The sequence below is a fragment of the Pseudomonas imrae genome (assembly GCF_046352735.2).
Taxonomy (GTDB): domain Bacteria; phylum Pseudomonadota; class Gammaproteobacteria; order Pseudomonadales; family Pseudomonadaceae; genus Aquipseudomonas; species Aquipseudomonas imrae.
In genome coordinates this window covers 2,616,684-2,640,186 of sequence record NZ_CP110853.2, presented here as the reverse complement: position 1 = coordinate 2,640,186, position 23,503 = coordinate 2,616,684, and the positions used below count along the sequence as shown (strand labels likewise).

Annotated in this window: 16 protein-coding genes; 3 read left to right on the top strand and 13 right to left on the bottom strand. The window is 60.1% G+C overall.

The annotated features are described in order from the left end of the window. The first annotated feature begins 2 nt into the window (after positions 1–2). Complete coding sequence (locus tag OQ460_RS11725) at positions 3–953, top strand: alpha-E domain-containing protein (protein ID WP_410017657.1); 951 nt, start codon at positions 3–5, stop codon at positions 951–953. Positions 954–1,010: 57 nt separating this feature from the next. Here the strand turns inward: OQ460_RS11725 and OQ460_RS11720 are convergent, their stop codons facing one another. Both OQ460_RS11720 and OQ460_RS11715 read right to left on the bottom strand, forming a co-directional pair. Beyond that, positions 1,011–3,323, bottom strand: a complete 2,313-nt coding sequence (locus tag OQ460_RS11720) for an ATP-dependent DNA helicase (RefSeq protein ID WP_410017656.1) — start codon at positions 3,321–3,323, stop codon at positions 1,011–1,013. Next, positions 3,320–4,969: a VRR-NUC domain-containing protein gene (locus OQ460_RS11715; protein WP_410017655.1), complete on the bottom strand. Its 1,650-nt coding sequence runs from the start codon at positions 4,967–4,969 to the stop codon at positions 3,320–3,322. Before OQ460_RS11715 ends, OQ460_RS11720 begins: the two co-directional genes overlap by 4 nt. A 188-nt stretch (positions 4,970–5,157) precedes the next feature. Between OQ460_RS11715 and OQ460_RS11710 the strand changes: the two genes are divergently transcribed. Continuing rightward, on the top strand, positions 5,158–5,379 hold the full coding sequence (locus tag OQ460_RS11710; protein ID WP_410017654.1) for a YgdI/YgdR family lipoprotein: 222 nt from the start codon (positions 5,158–5,160) through the stop codon (positions 5,377–5,379). A gap of 54 nt (positions 5,380–5,433) precedes the next feature. On the opposite strand, the gene OQ460_RS11705 is transcribed toward OQ460_RS11710, so the two are convergent. The 9 genes from OQ460_RS11705 to OQ460_RS11665 form a co-directional block, all read right to left on the bottom strand. Continuing rightward, positions 5,434–7,281, bottom strand: a complete 1,848-nt coding sequence (locus OQ460_RS11705) for a polyurethanase (protein WP_410017653.1) — start codon at positions 7,279–7,281, stop codon at positions 5,434–5,436. Positions 7,282–7,391: 110 nt separating this feature from the next. Further along, on the bottom strand, positions 7,392–10,547 hold the full coding sequence (locus OQ460_RS11700) for an autotransporter outer membrane beta-barrel domain-containing protein (RefSeq protein WP_410017652.1): 3,156 nt from the start codon (positions 10,545–10,547) through the stop codon (positions 7,392–7,394). Positions 10,548–10,560: 13 nt separating this feature from the next. After that, on the bottom strand, positions 10,561–11,913 hold the full coding sequence (locus tag OQ460_RS11695; protein ID WP_410017651.1) for a TolC family outer membrane protein: 1,353 nt from the start codon (positions 11,911–11,913) through the stop codon (positions 10,561–10,563). 2 nt (positions 11,914–11,915) lie between these two features. Then, the gene (locus tag OQ460_RS11690) at positions 11,916–13,238 is read right to left on the bottom strand and encodes an HlyD family type I secretion periplasmic adaptor subunit (RefSeq protein ID WP_410017650.1); all 1,323 of its coding nucleotides are present in this window, start codon (positions 13,236–13,238) and stop codon (positions 11,916–11,918) included. Next, a complete protein-coding gene (locus OQ460_RS11685; RefSeq protein WP_410017649.1) occupies positions 13,235–14,986 on the bottom strand; it encodes a type I secretion system permease/ATPase in 1,752 nt (583 codons plus the stop codon). Before OQ460_RS11685 ends, OQ460_RS11690 begins: the two co-directional genes overlap by 4 nt. A gap of 154 nt (positions 14,987–15,140) precedes the next feature. Continuing rightward, positions 15,141–15,509: an AprI/Inh family metalloprotease inhibitor gene (locus OQ460_RS11680; protein WP_410017648.1), complete on the bottom strand. Its 369-nt coding sequence runs from the start codon at positions 15,507–15,509 to the stop codon at positions 15,141–15,143. 71 nt (positions 15,510–15,580) lie between these two features. Beyond that, on the bottom strand, positions 15,581–17,029 hold the full coding sequence (locus OQ460_RS11675; protein WP_410017647.1) for a serralysin family metalloprotease: 1,449 nt from the start codon (positions 17,027–17,029) through the stop codon (positions 15,581–15,583). A 371-nt stretch (positions 17,030–17,400) separates the two neighbouring features. Further along, positions 17,401–18,522: a P1 family peptidase gene (locus OQ460_RS11670; RefSeq protein WP_410017646.1), complete on the bottom strand. Its 1,122-nt coding sequence runs from the start codon at positions 18,520–18,522 to the stop codon at positions 17,401–17,403. 9 nt (positions 18,523–18,531) lie between these two features. Continuing rightward, complete coding sequence (locus OQ460_RS11665) at positions 18,532–19,896, bottom strand: APC family permease (RefSeq protein ID WP_410017645.1); 1,365 nt, start codon at positions 19,894–19,896, stop codon at positions 18,532–18,534. Between the two features lie 206 nt (positions 19,897–20,102). Between OQ460_RS11665 and OQ460_RS11660 the strand changes: the two genes are divergently transcribed. Beyond that, positions 20,103–20,897, top strand: coding sequence for a helix-turn-helix transcriptional regulator (locus OQ460_RS11660; RefSeq protein ID WP_410017644.1), 795 nt, complete (start codon positions 20,103–20,105; stop codon positions 20,895–20,897). A 176-nt stretch (positions 20,898–21,073) separates the two neighbouring features. Here the strand turns inward: OQ460_RS11660 and OQ460_RS11655 are convergent, their stop codons facing one another. Beyond that, positions 21,074–22,486, bottom strand: coding sequence for an NAD(P)/FAD-dependent oxidoreductase (locus OQ460_RS11655; protein ID WP_410017643.1), 1,413 nt, complete (start codon positions 22,484–22,486; stop codon positions 21,074–21,076). 48 nt (positions 22,487–22,534) lie between these two features. Beyond that, positions 22,535–23,359: a helix-turn-helix domain-containing protein gene (locus tag OQ460_RS11650; RefSeq protein WP_410017642.1), complete on the bottom strand. Its 825-nt coding sequence runs from the start codon at positions 23,357–23,359 to the stop codon at positions 22,535–22,537. Between the last annotated feature and the right edge of the window lie 144 nt (positions 23,360–23,503).

The window sequence follows — 23,503 nt, the reverse complement described above, 5'->3', positions numbered from 1 at the left end:
GTATGCTGAGTAGAACCGCCGCAGATCTGTATTGGATGTCGCGTTATCTGGAACGTGCGGAAAACCTGGCGCGTATGCTGGAAGTCAGTTACTCGCTATCGCTGATGCCCCAGGCCGGGCGCAGCGATGGCCTCGACGAACTGGCGATGTCGTTGCTCAGCAGCGGCACCCTCGACAGCTACCTGGAGCGCCATCGGGAACTGGACGCCGAGCGCATGCTGCACTTCTTCGCCTTGGACGCAGCCAACCCGGCGAGCATCTATAACTGCCTGCGCGCCGCCCGTGGCAACGCCCATGCAGTACGCGGGCGGATCACCGCCGACATGTGGGAGAACCTCAACGCCACCTGGCTGGAGATGCGCAGCATCGCCACAGGCGGCCTGGCGCGCCATGGCATCAGCCACTTCTGTGACTGGGTCAAGCAGCGTTCGCACCTGTTCCGTGGTGCCACCGCAGGCACCATCATGCGCAATGACGCCTATCGCTTCATTCGCCTGGGCACTTTTGTCGAACGGGCTGACAACACCTTGCGCCTACTGGATGCGCGCTACGAGATGTTCGGCGAAGAGTCCGAAGAAGTCAGCGACCTTTCGGCCCGGGGCTATTACCAATGGAGCGCCCTGCTCCGTGCCTTGTCATCGTTTGAAGCCTACACCGAGCTGTATCCCAATGCGCTGAATGCCCGGTCCGTGTCGGAACTGCTGTTGTTGCGCAGCGACGTTCCCCGCTCGCTGCACGCCTGTATCGAAGAGTTGAGCCATATCCTGGCCGACTTGCCGGGCAGCTACGGCCGTGCTGCACAACGCCTGGCCGCCGAGTTTGAAGCGCGGCTGCGCTATACCGGGATTGACGAGATTCTGGAAGAAGGCCTGCACACCCGGCTGACGGCGTTCATCGACACGGTGCGTGAGCTGGCACAGGCGATTCACAGCTCTTATCTGGAAGTGGTCTGAGTCGCAGCCCTGTAGAAGCGAGCTTGCTCGCGAAAAACCTCAACGATAACGCGTACATCAGGATAAACGCGGCGCTTTGGAGTTCTTCGCGAGCAAACTCGCTCTTACAGGGGAGGCATTCACTGACCACCAGCGTGGCAACAACTGCCTGACTTTACTCTCGGCAAAGCGATCGTCGATCAGCATTACCGTGCCCCGGTCCTGTTGGGTGCGAATCACTCGGCCCGCAGCCTGTACCACCTTCTGGATCCCCGGGTACAGGTAGGTATAGTCATAACCGGCGCCAAAGATCGCCGCCATGCGCTGCTTGATCTGTTCATTGACCGGGTTCAACTGCGCCAGGCCCAGGGTGGCAATGAACGCACCGATCAGGCGCGCACCTGGCAGGTCGATACCTTCACCGAACGCTCCGCCCAACACGGCAAAGCCCACACCCTGGCTGTGCTGGGTGAATTGGTCGAGGAAGGCCTGACGTTCGGCTTCGGCCATGCCTCGCGCTTGATGCCACAGCGGAATATGGGGATAGCGCTCAGCCAGTAACTGCGCCACTTGCTGCAAGTAATCGAAGCTGCTGAAAAACGCCAGGTAGTTACCTGGCTGGCGCTGGAACTGCTCGGCGATCAACTCGACAATGGGCGCCAGGGACGCTTGGCGGTGCACAAAACGCGTGGATATCCGCTCGACGATGTGTACCTGCAATTGTTCTGCGTGGAACGGCGACTCGACGTCGATCCAGGCCGTGTTCGCCGGCAGTCCAAGTAAATCAGTGTAGTAATGCCGGGGGCTCAAGGTCGCGGAAAACAGCGCGCTGCTGCGGGCCGCCGTCAGCCGCGGCCGAAGGAACTCGGCAGGCACGACATTGCGCAGGCACAGGCGCGAAAAGCGGCGTTTGGCGAGTGGGTCTCGTTGGGTGATGTCAAAAATGAACTGCTCGTTGAACAGCTCTGCCACCTTTGAAAACTGCAACGCATCAAAGTAGAAGCGTTGCAGCTCACCACCCAGCGCCTGGGGATGGTCGTTGAAATATTCGCCCATGGCGCCAGTACACAGCGCCAAGGCTTGCAGCAGTTTTTCCGGTTTGTCCCCATAGGCCTGATACGGCGCGATCTGCTCCTTGTGCAAGGCATTCCATTCGCGGTTCAAGCGCTGCAACGGCTTTTGCAAAGGCTCTGGCGCGGTGGCCCGCAAGGCCTTGAGGGCGTGCTGGTCCAGCTCGGCGCTGTACATCGAGCGGCCACGTTCCACCAGGTTATGGGCTTCATCCACCAGCACCGCGACACGCCACTGGTTGAGCTGGGCCAAGCCAAACAGCATCGCGCTGAAATCAAAGTAATAGTTATAGTCGGCGACCACCATGTCGGCCCAGCGCGCCATTTCCTGGCTCAGGTAGTACGGGCACACCTGGTGGGCCAGGGCTACTTCTCGAAGCCGACGCTGATCGAGCAGGCGCACTTTGTCCGCAGCTTCACGGGCTGCCGGCAGGCGATCATAGAAGCCTTTGGCCAAGGGGCAGGAATCGCCGTGACACGCCTTGTCGAGGTGTTCGCAGGCCTTGTCCCGCGCCACCAGTTCCAGCACCCGCAGGGTCAAATCCGCACGGCTGTCGTGTAGCACCTGCACGGCGTCCAGGGCCAGTTTTCGCCCGGGGGTTTTCGCGGTAAGAAAGAACACCTTGTCCAACTGCTGGGGCGCCATGGACTTGAGTAGGGGAAAGATCGTGCCGATGGTTTTACCGATGCCGGTGGGCGCCTGTGCCATCAGGCAGCGCCCGGTGCTGGCGGCCTTGTACACCGATTCGGCAAGCGCCCGTTGGCCTGGGCGGAAGTCGTCATGGGGAAAAGCCAGGGCCTGGACCGCTGCGTCACGGGCCTGGCGTTGGCGCATCTGCTGCGCGGCCCAGCCAAGAAACAACGCACACTGCTGATTGAAGAACCCCTCCAGTTCACCGGCCCGGCAGGTCTGGCTGACCAGGGTTTCACGCTCGCTGACAATGTCGAAATACACCAGCGCCAGGATGATCTCGGCAAGGCCCAGCTTCTGGCACATCAACCAGCCATACACCTTGACCTGGGCCCAGTGCAATTGCCTGTGGTTGGCGGGCTGGGCTTCAAGGTCGCCACGGTAGGTCTTGATCTCCTCCAGTTGATTGCGCTCAGGGTCATAGCCATCTGCACGGCCCCTGACGGTCAACTGCAGATAGTTGCCCTCCAACGTTACCTCGTTCTGGTAGTGGGCGCTGCGCCGGGCAGCCACGGTACGGTGGCCGACAATCCCTTCCTGAGCGCTGGGTGAGGGAGTGAAACGCAGGTCGAGATCACCGACCTTGGCGGTGAACTCACACAATGCGCGTACCGCGACGGTGTAGCTCAAGCCCCCTGCTCCGCCCAGCGCACGTAGCAGACCGTGACTGGCATCTGATGCACGCCACAAAACTCCAGCCAGCGCAGTTGGTTGTCTTGCAAGCGATCGCCGGGGCCTTTGACTTCGATCATGCGGTAGCTCTTTTGCGCAGGCCAGAACTGGATCAGGTCCGGCATCCCTGCACGATTGGCGCGAATATCCAGCAACAGGCGGGCGAACCAGTGCCGCAAATGCTCGGCGGGCAAGCAGTCGAGAGCCTGGTCGAGCAGCTCTTCATTCAACACGTTCCAGAACACGAACGGCGACTGGATACCCCACTTCTGGGCATAGCGCTGGCGAATGGTGGTCTTGTAGCGTTCGTCCTGCAGTTCATCCAGGCAGGCGGCGAACAGTTCGGCTCGACGTTGATGGAAGTCTTCGCTGTGCAAATCCACCGGGCCACGCTGGAAAGGGTGAAAAAATGCCCCTGGCAACGGCGCGAAAATCGCCGGCCAGCACAACAGCCCGAACAGCGAATTGATCAGGCCATTCTCGACGTAATGCACCGGTGCGTCTGCCTCGCTCAGGTGCTGTTGGACGCAAGACTCCACGGCTGCCAGCGGCTGCGGGAATGGCAACTCCAGATCCAGGCGCAGGATCTTGCACGGCTTTGGCTTGGGCACGGCGGGCTCGCCCAGCCTGCGGCGCAGCCGGGGTAGCACCCGCAACAGATGCTGTTGCTCGGCCGCGCTGTGGGGGGCGGCTTGTGCCTGCAGCGCCAGGGTCATCGCCTGGGCAAAGTCTTCCCGACGCTCCAGTACCCGGATCAGGCGCGCCCGCGCACCGGGATAAGAACAGTCTCGATAGATCACTTCGGCCAGGCCCAGCTCGGCTATCCGCTCACAATGCTGGCCGACTTGAAACAACAGCTTGGCGCGGCGCTGCTCCAGCCATGGGTTATCGGTGTCCAGCGCGGCGATTTGCTCCAGCACGCCATGCAGTGAGTCACCGGCCTCGAACGCCTGCTGGCATTGATGGAGAAACACCAGCCCGTAAATATCGTCACGGCTGCGCAGCCCACGGGACTCGGCGCAGAACTCGACTTTTTCGTAGGCATAGATACCCAGGTCCGCCAGCACGAACTCCGACCAGTCCTGGTACAGGTTGCCGAAGAACATCAGGCGCAGCCGATCACACAGGTCCATGATCGTCAGGCTGTAGAGCGGCTCTTCAAGTTGCGGGCACCATTGCTGGAAACTGCGCGGTTCAGCGAACTGCGCCGCCAGCAGCGGCAGCCAGTCGGCTTTCTTGCCTTTGCGTTGCTCGATCCAAGGTTCGAAAGCCGCGAGGACTTCGCCTTTGTTCAGCAACGCAAACAGCTCTGCAAACGTGAGCAAGCCCTGCTCTTGGACCCAGCCGTGTTCCAGCAAGGGAATAACCGCTGCCTGGGTCGGACCGATCTCGCCATACGCCAGCTTGCCAGCCCGAAAGTGTCGGCCCTTGCGCATGACCATGCGTACCAGCAAGGCCTGGGCGGCTTGCGGCAACAGGTCGAATTGCCGAATGAAATGCTGCTCCTCGCGGTCCAGCAAATCGGCATAGCGCTGCCCTAGCCAATCAAGAACTTGGCGGAAGTTATGCAGGTAATAGAAAGGGTCTTCCAGGGGATTGGACATTGCAGGCACTTGATCAAACACTGGTTATGCATACAGATTGCCGTTCCTGACCAGCCGTTGCAATCGGTAATAGATCAATGGCTCACGCAACTTTTTGCATAAAAGTGATCAGATGCTGGGCAATCGCGTAACATTTATGGCCCGCCGCCGCTCAGGCGCGGGCTTTTGAAGAGTGAAGGTAAGGGTAAATGAACATGAAACACTTGGGGCTGCCACTGGTTGCACTCACTTTTCTGGTTTTGGCCGGTTGCTCGACGCCGACCGTCGTGACGTTACAGAACGGTACCCAGTACTTGACCAAGGACACGCCGAACGCCAAGACGCCGGACGGTTTCTACGAGTTCACCGATATCGCTGGCAAGCGCGTACGGGTCAAGGCTGCCGATGTCGCGACCGTGATCAAGGAATAAAAGCGCTCCAGTGACAGAGGGCCGAATCGCTTCGACAATTCGGCCCTCTGTCTGTCAGGCAATGGTGATGCTGTTCGCAGACAGGCTATCTAACCCTATCCCCACCAGCGTCACTGAATCGGCGCCGAAGCTGAGCACTGTATCGCTCCCTACCGCCTTGGCGTGTTCGAGGTAGTCATACTGCCCGCCTACACCGTCCACCCCCATAAATACCAGCTTGTCCGTCGATTGATAGCCCAGGACCCGGTCCTGGCCAAACTGCCCGTTGAACAACAAGGTATTGCCGCCGCCACTCAGGTGCAGCAAGTCATTGCCCTCGCCACCGACAAGCACATCATTGCCTTTGCCGCCGATCAGTTGGTCATTGCCATCCAGGCCAAACAGCCACTGCCCGTTGTCGCCAGCCTTGAGCAGGTTGTCGCCGGCATCGCCCTGGGCCGACGAGGCATAGGCTGTGAGGTGCTTGCCCGCCAGCAAGCCCTGGTCGGTGACGGTGTGGGTCACGTTCTTGCTGAAAAAGATCAGGCTGCTTTCCTTGCTCACCAGAGCGCCTATATCGCGAGTCATGCTGACACCGCCATGCTCATCACGAATGTACAAAGTGCCGGCGCCGTCATTGGCCACTTCCACGCTTTTGAGCGACTGCTGCAGGTCCAGGGTGTTGAAACCCGAGCCGCCGAGCAGGATGTTGTAGCCGCCGCTGTCGCGGAAGGTGTCATTGCCGGCACGACCTTCCAGGTAGTCGTTGCCCCTGCCGCCCAGGATCAGGTCATTACTGTCAGTACCGATGATGAAGGTGCTGCCATGGTGGGTCTCGGCGTTGCGGTTGAGGTCCTGGACCCAGGTGGTGGCACGCGCCGGGTCTGACAGGTTGGCGACAATGATCGTCGAATCGCGGGTGGTCAGTTCATAGAACCCGGACTCGAGAATGCGCGTCATGCCATCACCGTAGCCGGTGGGCAGATGCGAGACCCAGGTCGGCAAGTTGAGGATCGAGAACGGCAGTACATTCCACAGCGACGAGGCGTAGTGATCGTTGAAACTGACGATGTTATCCGCGCTGGATTCATGCGGCTGGTCGTGTACGCCAATGGACGCCAGCGTGAACGATGAGCCGTCCAGGGCACGGTACACCGGGTCGTTTTCATAACCGATGTTCAACACCTTGTCGCTGGCACTCTGGGTCGGTGAGGCATAGGCCACATAGTTGGCATCCTGGTAGAAGCCCGACCAGGTACTGTCGCTCAAGTCTGCCATGCTGTTCACGGCCAGGCCTCCAAGACTGTGACCGCTGACCAGCACATCCTGGCCGCTCAAGCCCTGGGCACTGGCATATTCGGCAACCTTGCCAAGCAAGGTGCCGAAGGCTTCGCCCGAGTAGTTTTTGGCATAGTCCTGCGGGCCGAAGGCGGCCAATAGATCATTGATCACATCACCGATCGAGTCGGTGATCAGTGTTTCCCTGGGGCCCGAAGTCCCGCGAAAGGCGATGCCGATTTCCAGTAGTTTGCCGGCTTCGTCGTACTTGCCCAGCACTTCCACCTGCGCACTGGTATAACCCGGTTTCTCTCCAAAAAAAGTGCCTCGACCATCGACCTGGCCAGCGTAATCCAGGGTGCTGGCACTGATCGGCGTCCAGCCGGCCTTTTGCACCGCTTCCAGGGCGGCCTTTTCCGAGTCGGGGTTCCAGGGAATTCCCGGGATCACGCCTTGAGAATCAGTACTGCCAATCAGCGCCTGCACCAAAGTCGCTGGCAACCCAAGGCCCAGGCCGTTGTGTTGATAGCCTGCGGCAAAGCCGTTGTCCAGGTTGTGATAGGAGTACATCGTGATCGCCATGGCATCGGCGAATAGTGCTTGGGAAGCCTCGGCTCCGAGGTTTTTGTAGTCATAGACACCCATGGTATTGCCTCTCTTTTGTTGGAATTGTCGAGAAAGCCAAAACGGTTGGAGTGCGCTGGATGTGGGAGCACCCGGCTCCCACATGTTCCTGTATGGCTAAAGACCTGGCATCAGAACGCCCAATCCAGGCTCAAGCCCACCCCGTGAATTTTCTCCTTGCTGGCCAGCAGCCCGTTGTAGTCAAAGTTCAGCCGTGCGTCCTTGCTCAACGCCAGGCTGACCCGCGCGCCCACCAGTGCCGCGTCGCGCACCATCGGCGAACTTTCTACCGCAAAGGTGGTGCCGCCGGAGGCAAAGGCCAGGTGTTGCTCGGAATCAGTCGAGCTGAGGTTGTGCTGCCAGCCCAGGGTGCCGGAAACGTCCAATTGCTGGTGATCCGTAACATTGAAGGTCTTCAATGCCCGCACGCCCAAAGTACTGAGGACCAGATCGCGGTTGTCATCAGCACTTTTGAGCGCCGCGGCATCCCCCTTCTCGGTGAAGCCGTCGGTAGCCAGGTGGATGTAGGCCAGGTTGGCGAAAGGCTCAAGCGCCAGTGCTTGCAGATTCACGCGGTACGCCGCTTCGGTGAACACTTGGGTGGTGCCGGCGTCGACCTTGGCTTTCTGCTTGCCGGACACGCTGCCATATTGCAGGTCGCGTTTTATGTCCGCGCGATGCCAGCTGTAGGTGGCGCCGCCGCTCAAGCGCCAGGCACCGATCTCATGGCCGGCATAGGCGCCGAAGTGATAGCTGTCCACCGCGGCCCGGGAATGGGTGCCACTGCCCATGTTCAGGGAGGTGTCGCTGTAACCGGCGATCAGGCCCAGGCGGGTATTTTCGTCCAGCGCCCCATCAACACCTGCCAGCATGCCGCCGATGGAGGTGGTGTAGCCCGCCGTATCACTGCGGCTATCGGTCTTGCCCCAGGCACCCAGCGCCTTGACCCAAACGTTGCCACGGCTGTCGACGGTTTGAGTGGACGTGCCCATTTCGCCTTGCTGCAAGCGTTCACCCACGGCCTCACGCAGATAGCGACTGTCGTTGATCAGCGCAGTTTCCAGCGCCGGGTAGATCTCCCCGCTCAACTGTTGAAATGCCCCTTGGGCCGAGGCCGCATCGGGAGCCAGCAGCAGGCTCTCATAGACGCCATTACCGGCACCTAATTGTTCGGCAGCAGCTGCCACGGAGCGCTGGTTGTCGGTGGCCGCGATACTGGCGAAGCTGTTGCCGTTACGCCCGACATCCAGTTGCACGCCGTTGGCCGCGTAGTTGAGCGTGCCTCCCAGGAACAGATAGTTGGGCAACACCGCACCGAAAGTGCCCGTGACGCCACCCGCTGCCTGCAAAATGTCGTATTGACGGCCGATCAGGCTTTGCACTTGGGACTGGCTGAGCAGCGTCGAGCTGTTTTCCAGCGCCAGGGTTACATCGCCGCCATTGAGCGTGGCCTTGCCGCCGGCGACGATACGGTCGCTGGCACTGCTCGACAATTGCACTGCATAAGTAGAACCGGCATCGAAGCGCACATCCCCGGCAACGTTCAAGGTGCCGATGGAGTTGCCCGGCGCCACGGTACCGCCGCTTCTCGCGTTAAGCGAACCCACGGTCCCGGACCCGCCCAGCACGCCGCTGCTGGCGACCGTGACTGCCGAGATCAACGAACCATTGACCGCCAACAGGCCCTGGTTGACCAGGGTCGGCCCGCTGTAAGTGTTGTTGCCCGTCAGTACCAGCGAACCGATGCCTTGCTTGGTCAGGCCACCGTGACCGGAAATATCGTTGCTCCACACATCCAGGCCGCAATGCACGTCGGTACACAGGCGCTGGGTCGGTTTGCCAGCGTCAACCACGGCGCCAATACCTGGCAAGTCCGCGACAAACTGGCCGCTGCCATAGGCACCGTCGATTCGAAACTGGGGCGCAATATCCTCGGCGGTGACCAACATCCCCGGCCCGTTCACCGCTTTGCCCAGATTGATCATGCCCCAGCCGTACAACGCGTCGATGCCCGGCGCGCCGAGGTCGGTGGCCGTGGTTTTCAGCACGCTGGCAACCTGCTCGCCACTCATGTACGGGAATCGTTCCATCAATACGGCCGCTGCCCCTGCCACATGGGGGGCGGCCATTGATGTGCCGCTTTTATTGGCCCACCCCAGGTTCATGTTGTCCACCGTGGTGCCGACCATTACTGAACTGAAAATGGCGCTTCCCGGTGCCGATACGCAGAAGCTGGCCGCATAACCGCAACGGGACGAGAAGGTACTGATGACGTAAGGGTCGGTACTGCTGGTGTCGGGGTTGCGCTGCAACGCTGCCACGGACAACCAATTAGGTGCGATCTCGGGCACGAAATAAGCCAGGCCGGAAATCGCATCCGGGTTGTTCAGGTTGTAATCGTTGCCGGCGGCAAAAATGGTCAGCGCACCGCTGCGCGCCGCATCGATTGCGCCCTGGTAAGCGCCGCCCGCAGCCGTACCCAGTAAGGGTTTGATCTGGTCGAACTGAGCCTGGGCATCACTGAGGCCGAAATGGGGAAATGCCGGATCCTTGCCACCCTGGGCAAACTGCTCGCCGATCCCGATGCCCCAACTGTTGTTGATAATGCGCGCGCCGTTGGCCACCAGACTGTTCCACCCGGCCTGGTAGACCGCGCCGTCGTTGCCCAGGATGATTCCGTCCTCCGGGCCCGGATCGCCGTTCTCGGCACTGAGGATCTGCGCGTTATAGGCCACACCGTGCATCGGCCCGCCATTGCGGTCACCCGCGGCAATGCCACCCACATGCGTACCGTGATCGCCGAGCTTGCCGTTGGAGCCCTGGGTCGGTGTGCCGTCGTAGCGAAAGGCATCACCGGCCTTCACCGGGATATAGGGGTCGGTGTATTGGCGGATGCCCTCGGTGACAAGGGTCACCACTTTGCCGGGGCTGGAGAACTCCGGGTGCAAGGCGTACACGGGTTGATCGAAGATCCCCAGCTTCACACCCTTGCCGGTGTAGCCGGCGGCATAGGCAACATCGGCATTTACTGCGCCCAACCCCCAGTCGGCCTTGAACTCATCGCTGCGCCAACTGGCGACATCCCCAAGCTTGCCGGTTTCCACGTAGGGTGCGGCCTGGGCGGTTCCCAGGCTTGCCAGGCAACACAGCAACGCGCCGTATGGCACGCGGCTCAAAGCCTTGAGCGGGTAGCCCGGGCCTGTTGGGATGGCGGTTTGAAACCCTCGTCGTTTTGCGTTCACGGTGACCGTCCTTAGTTTTGTTGCGTTTGTTGTTCTTGTGGGCATCTGCACCCCGTCATCAACGCTGCGCAGGACCAAACGCCTCGTCCACCTTGGCCAAGTCGGTGTCGCGCAGGTTGCCGGCGTAGTAATGCAATTTGGTCCAGGCCATCAGGTAGTCGTAGCGCGCCCGAGCCAGGTCGCGGCGAGTGCTGAACAATTGCTGTTCGGCGTTGAGTGCGTCGAGGTTGACCCGTTCGCCCCCGAGGATGCTCTGTCTGGTCGACACCACCAGCGCTTGCGCCGAAGCCAGGGCTTTCTGATAGGCCCGCAGCTTGCTCACGCCCGACAGGCAGGCGCTGAACTGACGGCGCAGTTCGATCAGGGTCTCGCGGGTTTTGCCTTCCAGCTCATACTCGGCCTGTTCCATCGCACGGCTGGCCTGGCGGGTGGAGGCAGACACGCCACCTCCGGCATACAACGGCAGGCTGACTTCGATACCGATGGTGTTGGTGTCGTAACGTTGGTTGTAGGTATTGCCGCTGTCGGACTCTTGCTGGCGCGAACTGGCGTAAGCGGTAACGGTGGGCAAATGCCCGGCACGGTTGCGCGCAATTTCCTGGCGCGCCACTTCCACGGCCTGGCGCTGAGAGGCCAGCGTCGGGTTGTTGGCGATCGCCAACTCATGCCAGCTGTCGTAATTGGCCGGCGCCAGGGTGAAGGCCGCAAAATCTTCATTCAGCGGTGCCAGATCAGCGATGTCGACACTCGGTACACCGAGCAAGGCCCCCAACTCCCTGAGCGACGCGTCCTGTTCGTCCAACGCCTGGATTTCCTCGGCGATAGCCAATTCATAGCGGGACTCGGCCTCCAGAATGTCGGTGCGTGTGCCCTCGCCTTGCTCAAACAAGTGCTGGTTCTGCTGGAACTGCTGCTCAAAGGCTTTTTTCTTGGCGCGCGCAATATCGATCTGATCCTGGGCAAACAGCGCCTCGGTGTAATAGGTCAACACGCGCACCAGCAGCGCCTGGCTCTTGTCACGAAAACTCTCGTCGGCAAACAGTGCCTGCGCCACACCTTTGCGGTAGCTGGCATAGGCTTCGTAGTCAAACAACGGTTGTTGCAGGGTGAACGTGGAGCCGTAGCTGTTGTAGTTGCGATCGTCGTGATAATTGCCACCACGCCCATCGGGCAAGGTGGCCTGGGAGTTGTTGCGGCCCTTGTTGTAGTTGTACGACAGCCTGGGCAATAACCCGGCGCGGCCAATAATGCGATTTTCCAGGCCGGCATCACGTTCCTTGACGGCGCCGAGGAATACCGGGTCGTTACGCAATGCCTGTTCGTAGACATCGAACGGCCCCATGGCCGCCTGGGCGCTGCTGCAACCGAGCAACACCGCCACCAACAGCTGTCTGTGAAAACTCAAAGCCATGCTCATTCCTCGGTCAACGCAGAGCCGGCGCGATCCAGCAACGGCTTGAACAGGTAATTGAGCAGCGAGCGCTCGCCGGTACGCACAAACATTTCGGCGGGCATTCCCGGCTTGATCACCAGGCCCTGCAGTGTTGCCAGGGCCTGGTCACTGACCGAGGTACGCAGCACGTAATACGGCGCGCCGGTTTTCTCATCGAGCATCTGGTCGGCGGAAATCAGGCTCACCTGCCCCGGCACCCGTGGCGTACGGCTCTGGTTGAAGGCGGTGAAGAGAATATCTACCGGCAACTGGGTGCCGACCTTATCCACCAGGTTGACTGGCAGATGCCCCTCCACTTCCAGGCGCGTGCCTTGAGGCACTATTTCCAGCAAGGTTTCCCCGGCACGCACCACTGCGCCTTCGGTATGCACGCTGAGGTTGACCGCGATACCGTCCGCCGGGGCATTGATTTCGCTGTGCTGCAAATCGAAACCGGCCGATGTCAGTTGCTGCTCCAGGGTCAAGCTGCGCAATTGCGCATCGGCCAGTTGGCTGCGCACTTCCTTCTGGTATTCCTCGCTGTGTTGCTGCAGCTTCAAGCGCGACTCGAGGATGCCCTGCTCGATGCGCCCGCTTTCACCGCTGTTCTGCGCCAGATCCTGCTGCACCTGGGACAGTTGACGTTGATATTCGAGCAGACGATTACGCGGGATATAGCCGTTGTCGGCCAGGGGTTGCAGGTTGTTCAACTGATCACGCAGCGATTGCGCCTGTGCGTTCAGGTCGCTGCGGGCCCGGCGCATACCGTTGAGCTGGGCATTCGCGCCCTCGATACTGGCGCGGATCCCCGCTTGCTCACGGGCAAAGGCTTCGCGGCGACTGCTGAACAATTGGCGCTGGCCTTCAAGCACCAGCGCCAGGGCCGGATCAGGGTTGCTGCTCAGTTCGGTGGGGAACGTGATGCCCGCCAGGTTATCGCGCTCGCTCTGCCAACGGGCGACGCTGGCCCAGGCCATCCGGTACTGGGCTTGCAGCGAGTGGACGTCCGCCTGGTTTTGCGTCTGGTCAAGCCGAAACAATGGCTGGCCCTGCTTCACCACCTCGCCTTCGCGCACCAGAATCCGGCTCACCACTCCGGGGCTCAACGTTTGTACTGCTTTACGCTTGCCAGACACCACCACCGTGCCCTGCACAGTAACCCCCTGATCCAGCGGCGCAAGGCTGGCCCACAGGAAAAAACCACCGGCGCCGACTACAGTCAGCAGCCAGCCCATCCGGGCAAAGAAGCGCGCATCACGTTCCCCGTGGACCGGCTCAAGTTGAAGACTGCTGTCGATGCTCATTGGCCTGGGTTCCTTGCGGCGGGATACTGACGGCTCAGGCTGACACCGGCCTTTTCGCGAGGCGGCTCCTGCTGCCCCGACAGCGCTTTGAGTACTTCCTGGCTGGGGCCGAACGCCTGCAGGCGGCCTTCGTTGAGCACCAGTAACTTGTCGGCCTGGGCCAGGGCCGAAGAGCGATGTGTGACCAGGATCACGCTGCTGCCCTGGGCTTTCATCTGCATGATGGCGCTGGCCAGCGCGGCCTCGCCGACGGTGTCGAGGTTAGAGTTAGGCTCGTCGAGAACGATCAGGCGTGGCCCGCCATACAGCGCCCGCGCCAGGGCGACCCGTTGTTTCTGGCCACCGGACAGGCCGCTACCGTCATCCCCCAGCACCGTGTCATAGCCCTGCGGCAGGCGCAGGATCAGATCGTGAACGCCCGCTTGCCGCGCGGCCTGCACCACGCGCTCGGGATCGGCTTCGCGAAAGCGCGCGATGTTGTCGGCGATGCTGCCGCTGAACAGCTCGATGTCCTGAGGTAAATAGCCGATGTGCGGTCCCAGGTCGTCGCGGTCCCAACGATGAATATCTGCCCCGTCCAGGCGCACCGTGCCAGCCAGCGCCGGCCACACCCCCACCAGCACCCGGGCAAGTGTCGACTTGCCCGAGCCGGAAGCACCCAGCACGCCGAGCACCTCGCCCGGCGCCAGGCTGAAGCTGACCTGTTGCAAGGTAGCGACCCGCCGACCGGGCGGCCCGGCACTGACCTGCTCGAAGCTCACCTGCCCCTTGGGCGCTGGCAACGCCATGGCTTCTGCCGATGGCGGGAATTCCTGCAACAGGCCGTCCAGGCGTTGATAGGCGAGCTTGGCCGAACTCCATTGTTTCCACACCGCGATCAATTGATCGATAGGGCTGAGCACCCGGCCCATCAGGATCGTGCCGGCGATCATCATTCCGGCCGTCATCTGGCCCTTGATCACCAACAAGGCCCCCAGGCCCAGCACCAGCGACTGCAGGCACAGGCGCAGGGACTTGCTCAAGGAGCTGATCACTGAACCGGTGTCACTGGCCTGGTTCTGCAAGCCGAGAAACCGTGAATGCACCTGGAACCAGCGGTTGCGCAGCGCTCCCAGCATGCCCATGGCCTGAATCGTCTCGGCGTTATGCAAGTGGCTGGTCGCCAGTTGCGTTGACTGCTGGGAATAGCTACTCGCTTCGCGCAAGGGCTTTTTGGTCAGGTATTCGTTCAGGCAGGCCAAGGCGATCAGCAACACCGCGCCTGCACTGGCCAGCACGCCGAGCCAGACATTGAACAAAAAGATCACTGCCAGGTAGATCGGGAACCACGGGGCATCAAAGAAGGCGAACAACGCGGGACCGGTGAGGAACTGACGGATGTGGGTCAAGTCCCCCAGGGACTGCCCGGCATGCCCTTCGCCCCGTTGCAGATTGCGCTCGAACGCGGCCTTGTAGACCTTGAGATTGAAACGCCGCTCCAACTGGCTGCCGATGCGGATCACGATGAAGCTGCGCACCACTTCCAATGCGCCGATAAAGGCGAAGAAACCCACCACCATCAACGTCAACATCACCAGCGTGGTTTCGTTCTGCGACGACAATACCCGGTCGTAAACTTGCAGCATGTAAATAGACGGCACCAGCATCAGCATATTGATTAGTGCCGTAAAGAAACCGACGCTGACCAGGATACTTTTGTAATCGCCAAGGGCCTTGAACAAGGGTGCAGCGGGAGTGGTCTTCGCCATGTTGCTTAATCTTCCCTAAGCTGAGACGCGCACAATAGTCTGCCGGACAGCCCTGTTCAGGAGCCGGCAACTACTACAATTGCGTAAAACTGACAGACTCGAATTCAAAGTGACTCTTCGGTCACTGGTTATAACGATATAACTGTTTTGTTATTTATGGTGCGCGCTGCAATACAAGTTCAACGCCCAAGTGGCTGCGACCTTTATATTCATCTTCTTTGAGTCGATTCAAGTGGGTAATGCCAGTGCCTTCGGCATTCATCAGCCATATCCCGTCGGGTGTGGGCAACCAGGTAATGGGTTTATCCCCCAGCCATTGTTCGGCGCAATCGACATCACCGCCCAGTGCATTGGCAGCTTCAATCAGGTCCAGCCCACAGACCTGCTCTTGCCGGTGCAATTGCCAATGCCCGGCCAATTGTGCGGCGCTGGGTAAAACGAGACTGCTTGCCATTGCGTTGGCTCCTGCCGACACGAGCAATGCCTGGATCAAACAGGCGATTGCATTGCGATATTTGTTCATCACCATTACCCGTTTACGGGGGTGTTGCAAGGAGAGAGCAGCGCCGGGGCGCCGCTCTCCTTAGGCCTGGATCAAGCCACGATGTCGCTGAACCCTGCCTGGCCAACGGTGGTGACGAGGAAATCCGCCATGCCGTGCCCGGAGAAGTCCACCGCCAGGGTGCCCAGGTTAGTGCCCGAGGCATAGCTGAGCACTGCATCGCCGGCCGCGCCGGTGAACGCATTGACGAAGTTCAGGCCCGCCCCGTTGGTGATCCCGGTCAGGTCGATCTTGTCCGATCCCGAAGTGAAGTCGAGGATCTGATCAGCCGTGCCGGGCTTGGAATCCGAGCTGGCACCGAACACAAAGGTATCCGAGCCCGCGCCGCCCCACAGTTTGTCGGCGCCGCCGCCGCCGTAGATCAGATCGCTGCCGGCCCCGCCCTTGAGGGTGTTGGCCGCAGCATTGCCGATCAGCAGATCATTGCCGGAGCCACCGAAGGCGTTTTCGACCGTCACGCCCTGGGCAATGGAAACGTTGCCCACCAGGCCACCAACATCAGAGAGCGAGGTCTCATTCAGGTTGATTTTCTGGTTTTGGGTGAAACCGGAGAAGTCCAGGGTGTCATTGCCGCCACCGTCCCATACCGAGAACACCAGCTTGTCGGCGTTGGAGCTGGCGCTGAGGAAATCACGCCCGGTGTTGGAGTTGAAGCCGTAGGTGGTGTCACCGGCGCGTGTGTTGTAATTGGCGCCGTAGAGCTGCTGGATCGCGGCGATATCGTCGATCAGCGGCCCCGATGCATAGGCCCCGACCCCACCCTTGGTGAAGTTCTGGTCGGTGTTGCTTTCGCCCCAGTAACTCATGACGCTGTAGCCGCGCGTGTCCTGTCCATAATCCGCGTCGGCGTAGGAAGGGTTGCCGGTCCCGGCGTTGTAATCGCCAGGGTGCGCCAGGCCCAGGGTATGGCCGATCTCGTGGGTCAGGGTCTGGCGACCGTAATTGTTCAGGTCTGGATTGACGTTGGCCGTATAGCTTCTGTTGGTCAGGTACCAGGAGGAGCCATCCAGGCCACTCATGTTGTACTTTTCATTGGTGCCCGGCAGATAGGCAAAAGCCGCCGCGCCATCCTGGCCCGCGCTGTAGTTGCCGAACGTCATGTGCCCGTCGCCGCCAGAGGCTCGCTCGGTAAACGTCACGTTGGCCACATCGGCCCAGGATTGCATGGCCAGCACCGCCTGGCCTTTTTGTACGCTGCTGAACTGGCTGAACCCGGAGATGCCATGTTTGTTCATGGTCGCCGAGGAGGCCGAGGTCAGGAAGGTGTAGGTAAGATCGATCCTGCCGTTGCCGTCCACGTCCCGATACGCCGCGTTATCGCGCAGTAGATGGTCCGCTGCCTCATCGACGGAAAAGGACGGTTTGCCATTGACTGTAAGATCGCCGCCGCGGTCATACAAATGGCTGAAGCTATCGATCTGCGCATAAGCGGTACTTGCCTGAGCCGCCGATACGATAGCTTTCTCTTTAACTTTCGACATAAACGTACTTCCTTGTTTGCAAGTGGAAAAGTTTTTGTCCGATAGCAACGCTCTCTGGCGAGATCGCCCTATCATTCGCCTCTTATGAAGGCGAAAGAAAACTGACACAATTTGAAATCACCCGTCCAGCAGTTTTTTACATTAAAAAGTGCGGCGAACGAATAATTCCAGCAAACATTGGAAAGCTGCCTATATATTCCTCATTATTGGCCCGCGTGACGGCAAGACCTTTATTTAAATATTAAATAACCCTAAAGCCCCAAGTGTTAAGTACCTCACACTTCGAGCTTTAATGGATCCAATATATTGAGAGGGTATCACTTACAAAGTGCCACCGTGTCATTAGCGTAGTTGGGTTTGTTATTTAACTATTAATGACAGCTGTCAACTGATGAACCGGTGTGCCAGCCCGTCCGACGTAATGCGTCAAGCAAGGTGCGTGGATCCAGCCCCGGCACCAGGACCCCGTCCTCGGTATGCATGTCCTCTCCAGCCAGGATTGCATTGATGATCGCCTCCTCCACCGCTTGCGCCGCCGCGCTGAACAGCGGCGAAATATGATCGTTGTTGACCATGCTCAGCGGCGTGCTCAGGGGTAAATTCTTGCGCCCATAATCTGCGGGCGGTAAATCCCGGTTGCCCGTGGCAAATGCCAGGAACAGATCGCCGCTCGAATCTTCGGTCCCGCCGCCGGTGCGAGCGATGCCGATGGACGCCCGCTGCGCCAGGCGCCGGCACTGGTGGGGCAGCAACGGTGCGTCAGTCGCAATGATCACCACGATGGAGCCCATGCCCGGCGTCCCGCGCTCGGCGAACGGTGAAGGAATTTCCATCAAGTGTCGGCCCACCGGGTAGCCATCGACCCGCAACTCCTCGCGCTTGCCATGATTGGCCTGTACCAGCACCCCGACGGTCCAGCCGCCCTGCTCCGCCGGCAATTTGCGCGATGCGCTGCCGATGCCGCCCTTGAATTCATGGCAGATCATTCCGGTGCCACCCCCTACAGCCCCCTCCGAAACCGGCCCCGACTCGGCGCTGTTCAAAGCCTGGAGTACGTGTTGCGGACCAACGTGCTGGCCCCAGATGTCATTGAGCAGGCCGTCGTAGGTTTCCATCACCACCGGCATACACCAATACACCGCCGGATCCGCCAGTTGTTCGCGCTCCAGCGCAATCAGCGTATCGCGCACGATGCCGACGCTGTGGGTATTGGTGATCGCCAACGGCGTAGTCAGCAAGCCGGCCTCGGCAATCCATTCCAGGCCGGTGGCGTCTCCGTTGCCGTTGAGTACGTGATAACCGGCAAAACACGGTTGGTGCCGCGCCGCGCCTGCGCGGGGCTGGATCACCGTCACTCCGGTGCGGACTTGCTTGCCCTCGACCTGCTCCCTGACTGTGCTGTGGCCGACCCGCACACCTGGAACATCGGTAATTGCATTCAATGCGCCGGGTGTACCCAGCCCCAGCGTGATCCCCAATTGACGTGCACGCATAACCACTCCTCACAGTTTCTGAAACGCCGGGCTTGTCCGGCCGCTGATGCAATACAGGATCACCGACAGGGCCAGCAGGCCGACGATGATCATGATGTCCCTGACAGAAGCTTCCAGGAACAAGGTAAACAGCAGATAGCCGGCTCCCGCGATGGCCAGCAATGCCGGAAGCGGCCAGAGCGGCATGCGATAAGGATGCTCGCGATCACGCAGCAGCACCCGGCTCATCAACGCGCTCAGCGCCACCACCAGGTACACCAGAATAATCAGCAGCACACTGAAGGAAGTCAGGTCCGCCAGGTTGGAGCTAAAGCTGAGCAACGCCGAAGGTACCGCCAGGAACAAGGTGGCCAGCCACGGCGAATCCCAGCGCGGGTGTATCCGGGTAAAAAGTCGGTTGATGGTCGGTATCCACAGCGCATCACGACCGCTGCTGAACACCACGCGACCGATCTGGATAACGATAGCGACAATGGCATTGAATACTGACAGGAAGATCCCGGCGCTGACCAATCGTGAAAGGGTTTCGTTGCCATGGCTGGTCAGCAGGTAGCCGATGGGGTCGGGGCTGCTGATCATTTCGCTCAACGACGGCGCACCGATCAATAGCGCAGTGATGGGCACCAGTTCGATCACGACCACCAGCCCCAGCGACCACAACACTGCCTTGGGTACACCTCTGCCACCACATTTCATGTCCTCGGCCAGCAACACCGCCGAGCCGTAGCCGTTGAACGAGAACAGACCAATACCGATGGCGCCGATCACCAGGGCCCAGGGCGCCAGGTGCAAGACTCCGTTTTCGACGATCTGGGGTTGCAACAACACGCTGACGGGCTGCACCGGGTTGCCGAAGCCGATAAACACGATCACCAGCAAGGCTGCGACTTCCAATAGCAGGCAGGTTCCGGTGATCCATGCGTTGAGCTTGATATTCAAAATGCCCAGAGCGTAACTGCAGACCACGATCACCAGGGCCACGGTTTGTGAGTCAAATTGCGTGCCCAAGGCATTATTGAGGTAAGTCGCCGCGCCGGTCGCCAACACCGGCGGGATGAACAGCAGCATTACCAGCACGGTCAGGAACGTCGCATACCCGGCCATGCCGCCAAACACGCGCTTGGTGTACACATACTCACCGCCAGCGCTGTTGTGGGCGCGGCCCAGTTCTGCGTAACAAAAGGCGAACATCAGGGCGAGCAGCCCAGCCATCACGAACGCCAGGAACACCCCGCTGCCCGCTTGCTGGATTGCAAACGGGGCGATGACAAATACGGAACTGGCCGGGGTCACCGCAGATACGGTGATGGCTACGACATCGAACACACTCAAGGTAGGTTTCAACACACCATCGGGCGCAGGTGAAGCACTCATATCGTTATCCTCTTGTTTATTCTTGGTTTGAGGCAGAAACGAAAAAGGGATGCGGTGCGGGTAATGCGGGTATGTTTCCCGCTGACTGTCACGCAAACTAAGCCTTGCCAGGGCCCAGGCCAATTCCCCTATTGGAGTACTCCCCTTGACGGCATCCGGTAAAAGCCGAACCCTTGCCCGAGATTTTCACCATCGGAGCATCGTCCATGAGCCTGTTCAGCGATATCGGCATGCATGCAGGCCTGGGCCGTACCGTGGCGCAGATCGGCACTGAGCGCTTCTGGAAGCAACTGGTGCTTTTGCTGCACCAGAACCTCGCGTTCGATAACGCCCTGGCGATCTTCTATCCTCTTGACGGACCACCCCAGGCATTGGAGGAATACGACGCGCAACCGAGCAGCAAGCCCGCGTCGATGCTGATTTATCTCAATGGGTTGTACCTGCTGGACCCGTTTTACCAGGCCTGTCGCGAAGGCTACGCCAGTGGCGTGTATCGCCTTGAGGAAGTAGCGCCGGACCATTTTCGCCAGAGTGAGTACTTCCTCAACTACTTCCATGACAATGTGCTTGAAGATGAGCTGCAGTTCATCCTGCAACTGCCAGGCGCGGGTACTTTGTCGCTGTCATTGGGGATGCAACGGCCGTTCAGCGCGGATGAAGCTGGCCTGATGACGCTAGTGGCCGCGTGGGTAGTGCCCTTGATGCAACAGCATTGGCAGCAGAGCACATGGCGCGCACCGGCCAGCAACGCGATGGCCAGCCAGATCCGCGATGCATTGAGTCATTTTGGCAGCGGCGTGCTGTCGGATCGCGAACTGGAAATCGCTCGCCTGGTATTGCGCGGTTTCTCTTCCAAAGCCATGGCCGAACGGCTGAACATCTCGCCGGACACGGTCAAGGTTCACCGTCGGCATCTGTACGCCAAGTTGGATATCTCATCACAGCCGGAGTTGTTTTCGCTGTTTATTCAGTCGTTGGGCCATGACTTGGATAACCCATGACGATAATTGTTGTATTGATTCAAATGAGCCGAGAGGTCATCCCATGGAATTTCAGAGACTGTCGAGCCATAAAGTATGGCTCGACAGGGTAAGTGGACGCCGCCGAGTGCTTTGCAATCAAGCTATTCCATTAATTTCAAAATCCACCTTTATGATATAGCGTTTTTCTTCAGGACCTATTGCGAGCGCATGAACCCTTCCATGAATCCGGCAACCCCGCTGGCCAGCCTGCGCCGCCATGCAGCGGTGTCGGGGTTGGCCAGGATCTGGTCTTCGTGGACAAAGCTGCGAATCATCGCGTTATAGCCCAGCCAGCGACAGGGTTCAGGCTCCCAGGCCTTGAGGGCGCTCAATCCCGCGTCGTTGAATACCCACGGTTGCTGGATAAGCGTTGTTTCGCGACCCAGGATCAGGTCCGCCAGCGTCCGCCCGCCCAGGTTGCTGGCGCCGACACCTTCACCGCCGTAGCCGCCAGACAAGGCGATGCCGTTTTGCCGGTCGCACAGCATGTGTGGCCGAAAGCGCCGCGACATACCCAGGTTGCCGCCCCACGAGTGGGTGATGCGCACGTGCTGCAGTTGAGGGAACAACTCACTGAACAGATAGCGGCGCAACTGCACTTCGCTGTCAGTCAGGTCGAAGTTATGCCGCAGCCTGCCGGCAAACTGATAACCGCCACGGGCGCCAAACACCAGGCGGTTGTCAACGGTGCGCTGGCCATAGGTGACCTGGCGGCTGCTCTCCCCAAAAGCCTGCCCGTGACTCAAGCCGATTTCCTCCCAGGTACCGGCCGGCAATGGCTCGGTGGCGACGATCAGGCTCTGTACCGGCAACTGATAGCGGCCCAACGGGGCCAGGGTCGGTGCATAGCCCTCGACGGCCGGCACCACCCAGGCCGCGCGAACCTGGGCTTTGTCGGTGCGCAAGCTGCCGGGTTGCCAGTGAGTGACCGGGCTGTTTTCATGGATCTTCACGCCCATGCCCTCGACGATCCGCGCCAGGCCGCGCACGAGCCTGGCGGGATGAATCGTTGCGACATGGGGGGCGTAGATGCCGCCATACGGTTTGGCGATACGAATCTGCTCCGCCAACTGCGCGGGGCTCAGCCAGCGATAATCGTCTTCGGTGAGGCCCTGGGCGTGCAGCTTGGCGAGATATTGGCGCAGGCTGCTTTCCTGCTCGGGATACCGCGCAGCGCAGTACAGCGCCCCGCCCTTGCGAAAATCGCAATCGAGGCCTTCACGCTCAAGGACACGCGCCACCTCGTCGGGGATGCCGTGCAGCAAATCGAATGAGGCACGCCGTTGTTCCGGCGTCAGGCCGGCGAGCAAGCGGTCTTCGCCCAACAGATTGCCCATCAACCAGCCGCCGTTACGGCCTGACGCCCCAAACCCCGCAGTGTGAGCCTCGATAATGACGATGTTCAACGCAGGAGCGTGGCACTTGAGGTAATAGGCGGTCCACAGCCCGGTAAAGCCCGCGCCAATAATGGCCACGTCAACATCCAGGTCGTGCTCCAGGGATGAGCGCGCCACCAGCGGCTCTTCCAGTTGCTCCATCCATAAACTGATATTGCGCCATGCCGGCATGCCGAACTCCACCATCCTGCGTCGATGGGGCGATCCTAGTACCTGGTCTCAGGTGCCGTCTTGCGCGCGTGCCCGCACAGAAATTTGTTTGACGTAGGCCTTGGGCGTCAACCCCGTGTGTTGGCGAAAACAGCTGTAGAACGCCGACAACGAATTAAAACCAGCGGCAAACGCCAGCTCATCAATACGAATCGGCGGCGTGGCGCTGTCCAGTGCTGCCAGAAGATGCTGCAGGCGAGCCTGGTTGACGTAGCGGTAAAAGCTCTGCCCCAGCACCTGGTTCAACAGGTAGGAAATCTGGTTTCGGCTATAGCCACACTCCCTGGCTACCCGCTGCAGGTTCAGTTCCGGGTCCAGATAGGGTTGCAGGCCCTGGAAATATTGCTGCAAGTCATTGGCCAGGTAGCTCAATTGCTGGGGCGACAAGCCCAGCCGGCTGACGGTCGGACGTGTAGCCTGGGGCCGGGCACGACTTGCGGGCTGCTCATGTACCAGCGAAGCATATTCATTGACCCGCCAGATCAGGCCGTCACGCACGGTGATCGCTTCGCTGGTACGAAATGAAACCAGGCCCTGACCACCACGCAAGGTCACGCGGTACTGAATGAACGCGGTATCGCCATCGGTGCGGATGCGGTCGGTATGCTCAATGGCCTCATCGGGATCGCGAGGCATGCTGGCACGCAAATACTCGCGCAGCTCATCGAAACCTACTACGCGGTTTTGAAAGAAGTCGTGGTACTGGATATCGGGATGGTAGTGCGCGATGACTCCATCCAGGTCCCGGCGCTTCCAGCACAAGTGATGACTCAGGACCACCTCGCCGGTGGCTTGGCTCTGTTGGGAGGTGTCGTGCGCAGGGGCTTGGGGCATACAACGCTCAGGGACGGATAAAAACCTGAGCTTGCCCAACTTTACGCAGTGCTTCAATGCCAAAGTGATGGCGCCTACTAATGGCCTTTTGCCCAGCTGGAGGCAAGATATGACCCACGTCAGATTAATCGAAAAGAACTGCCG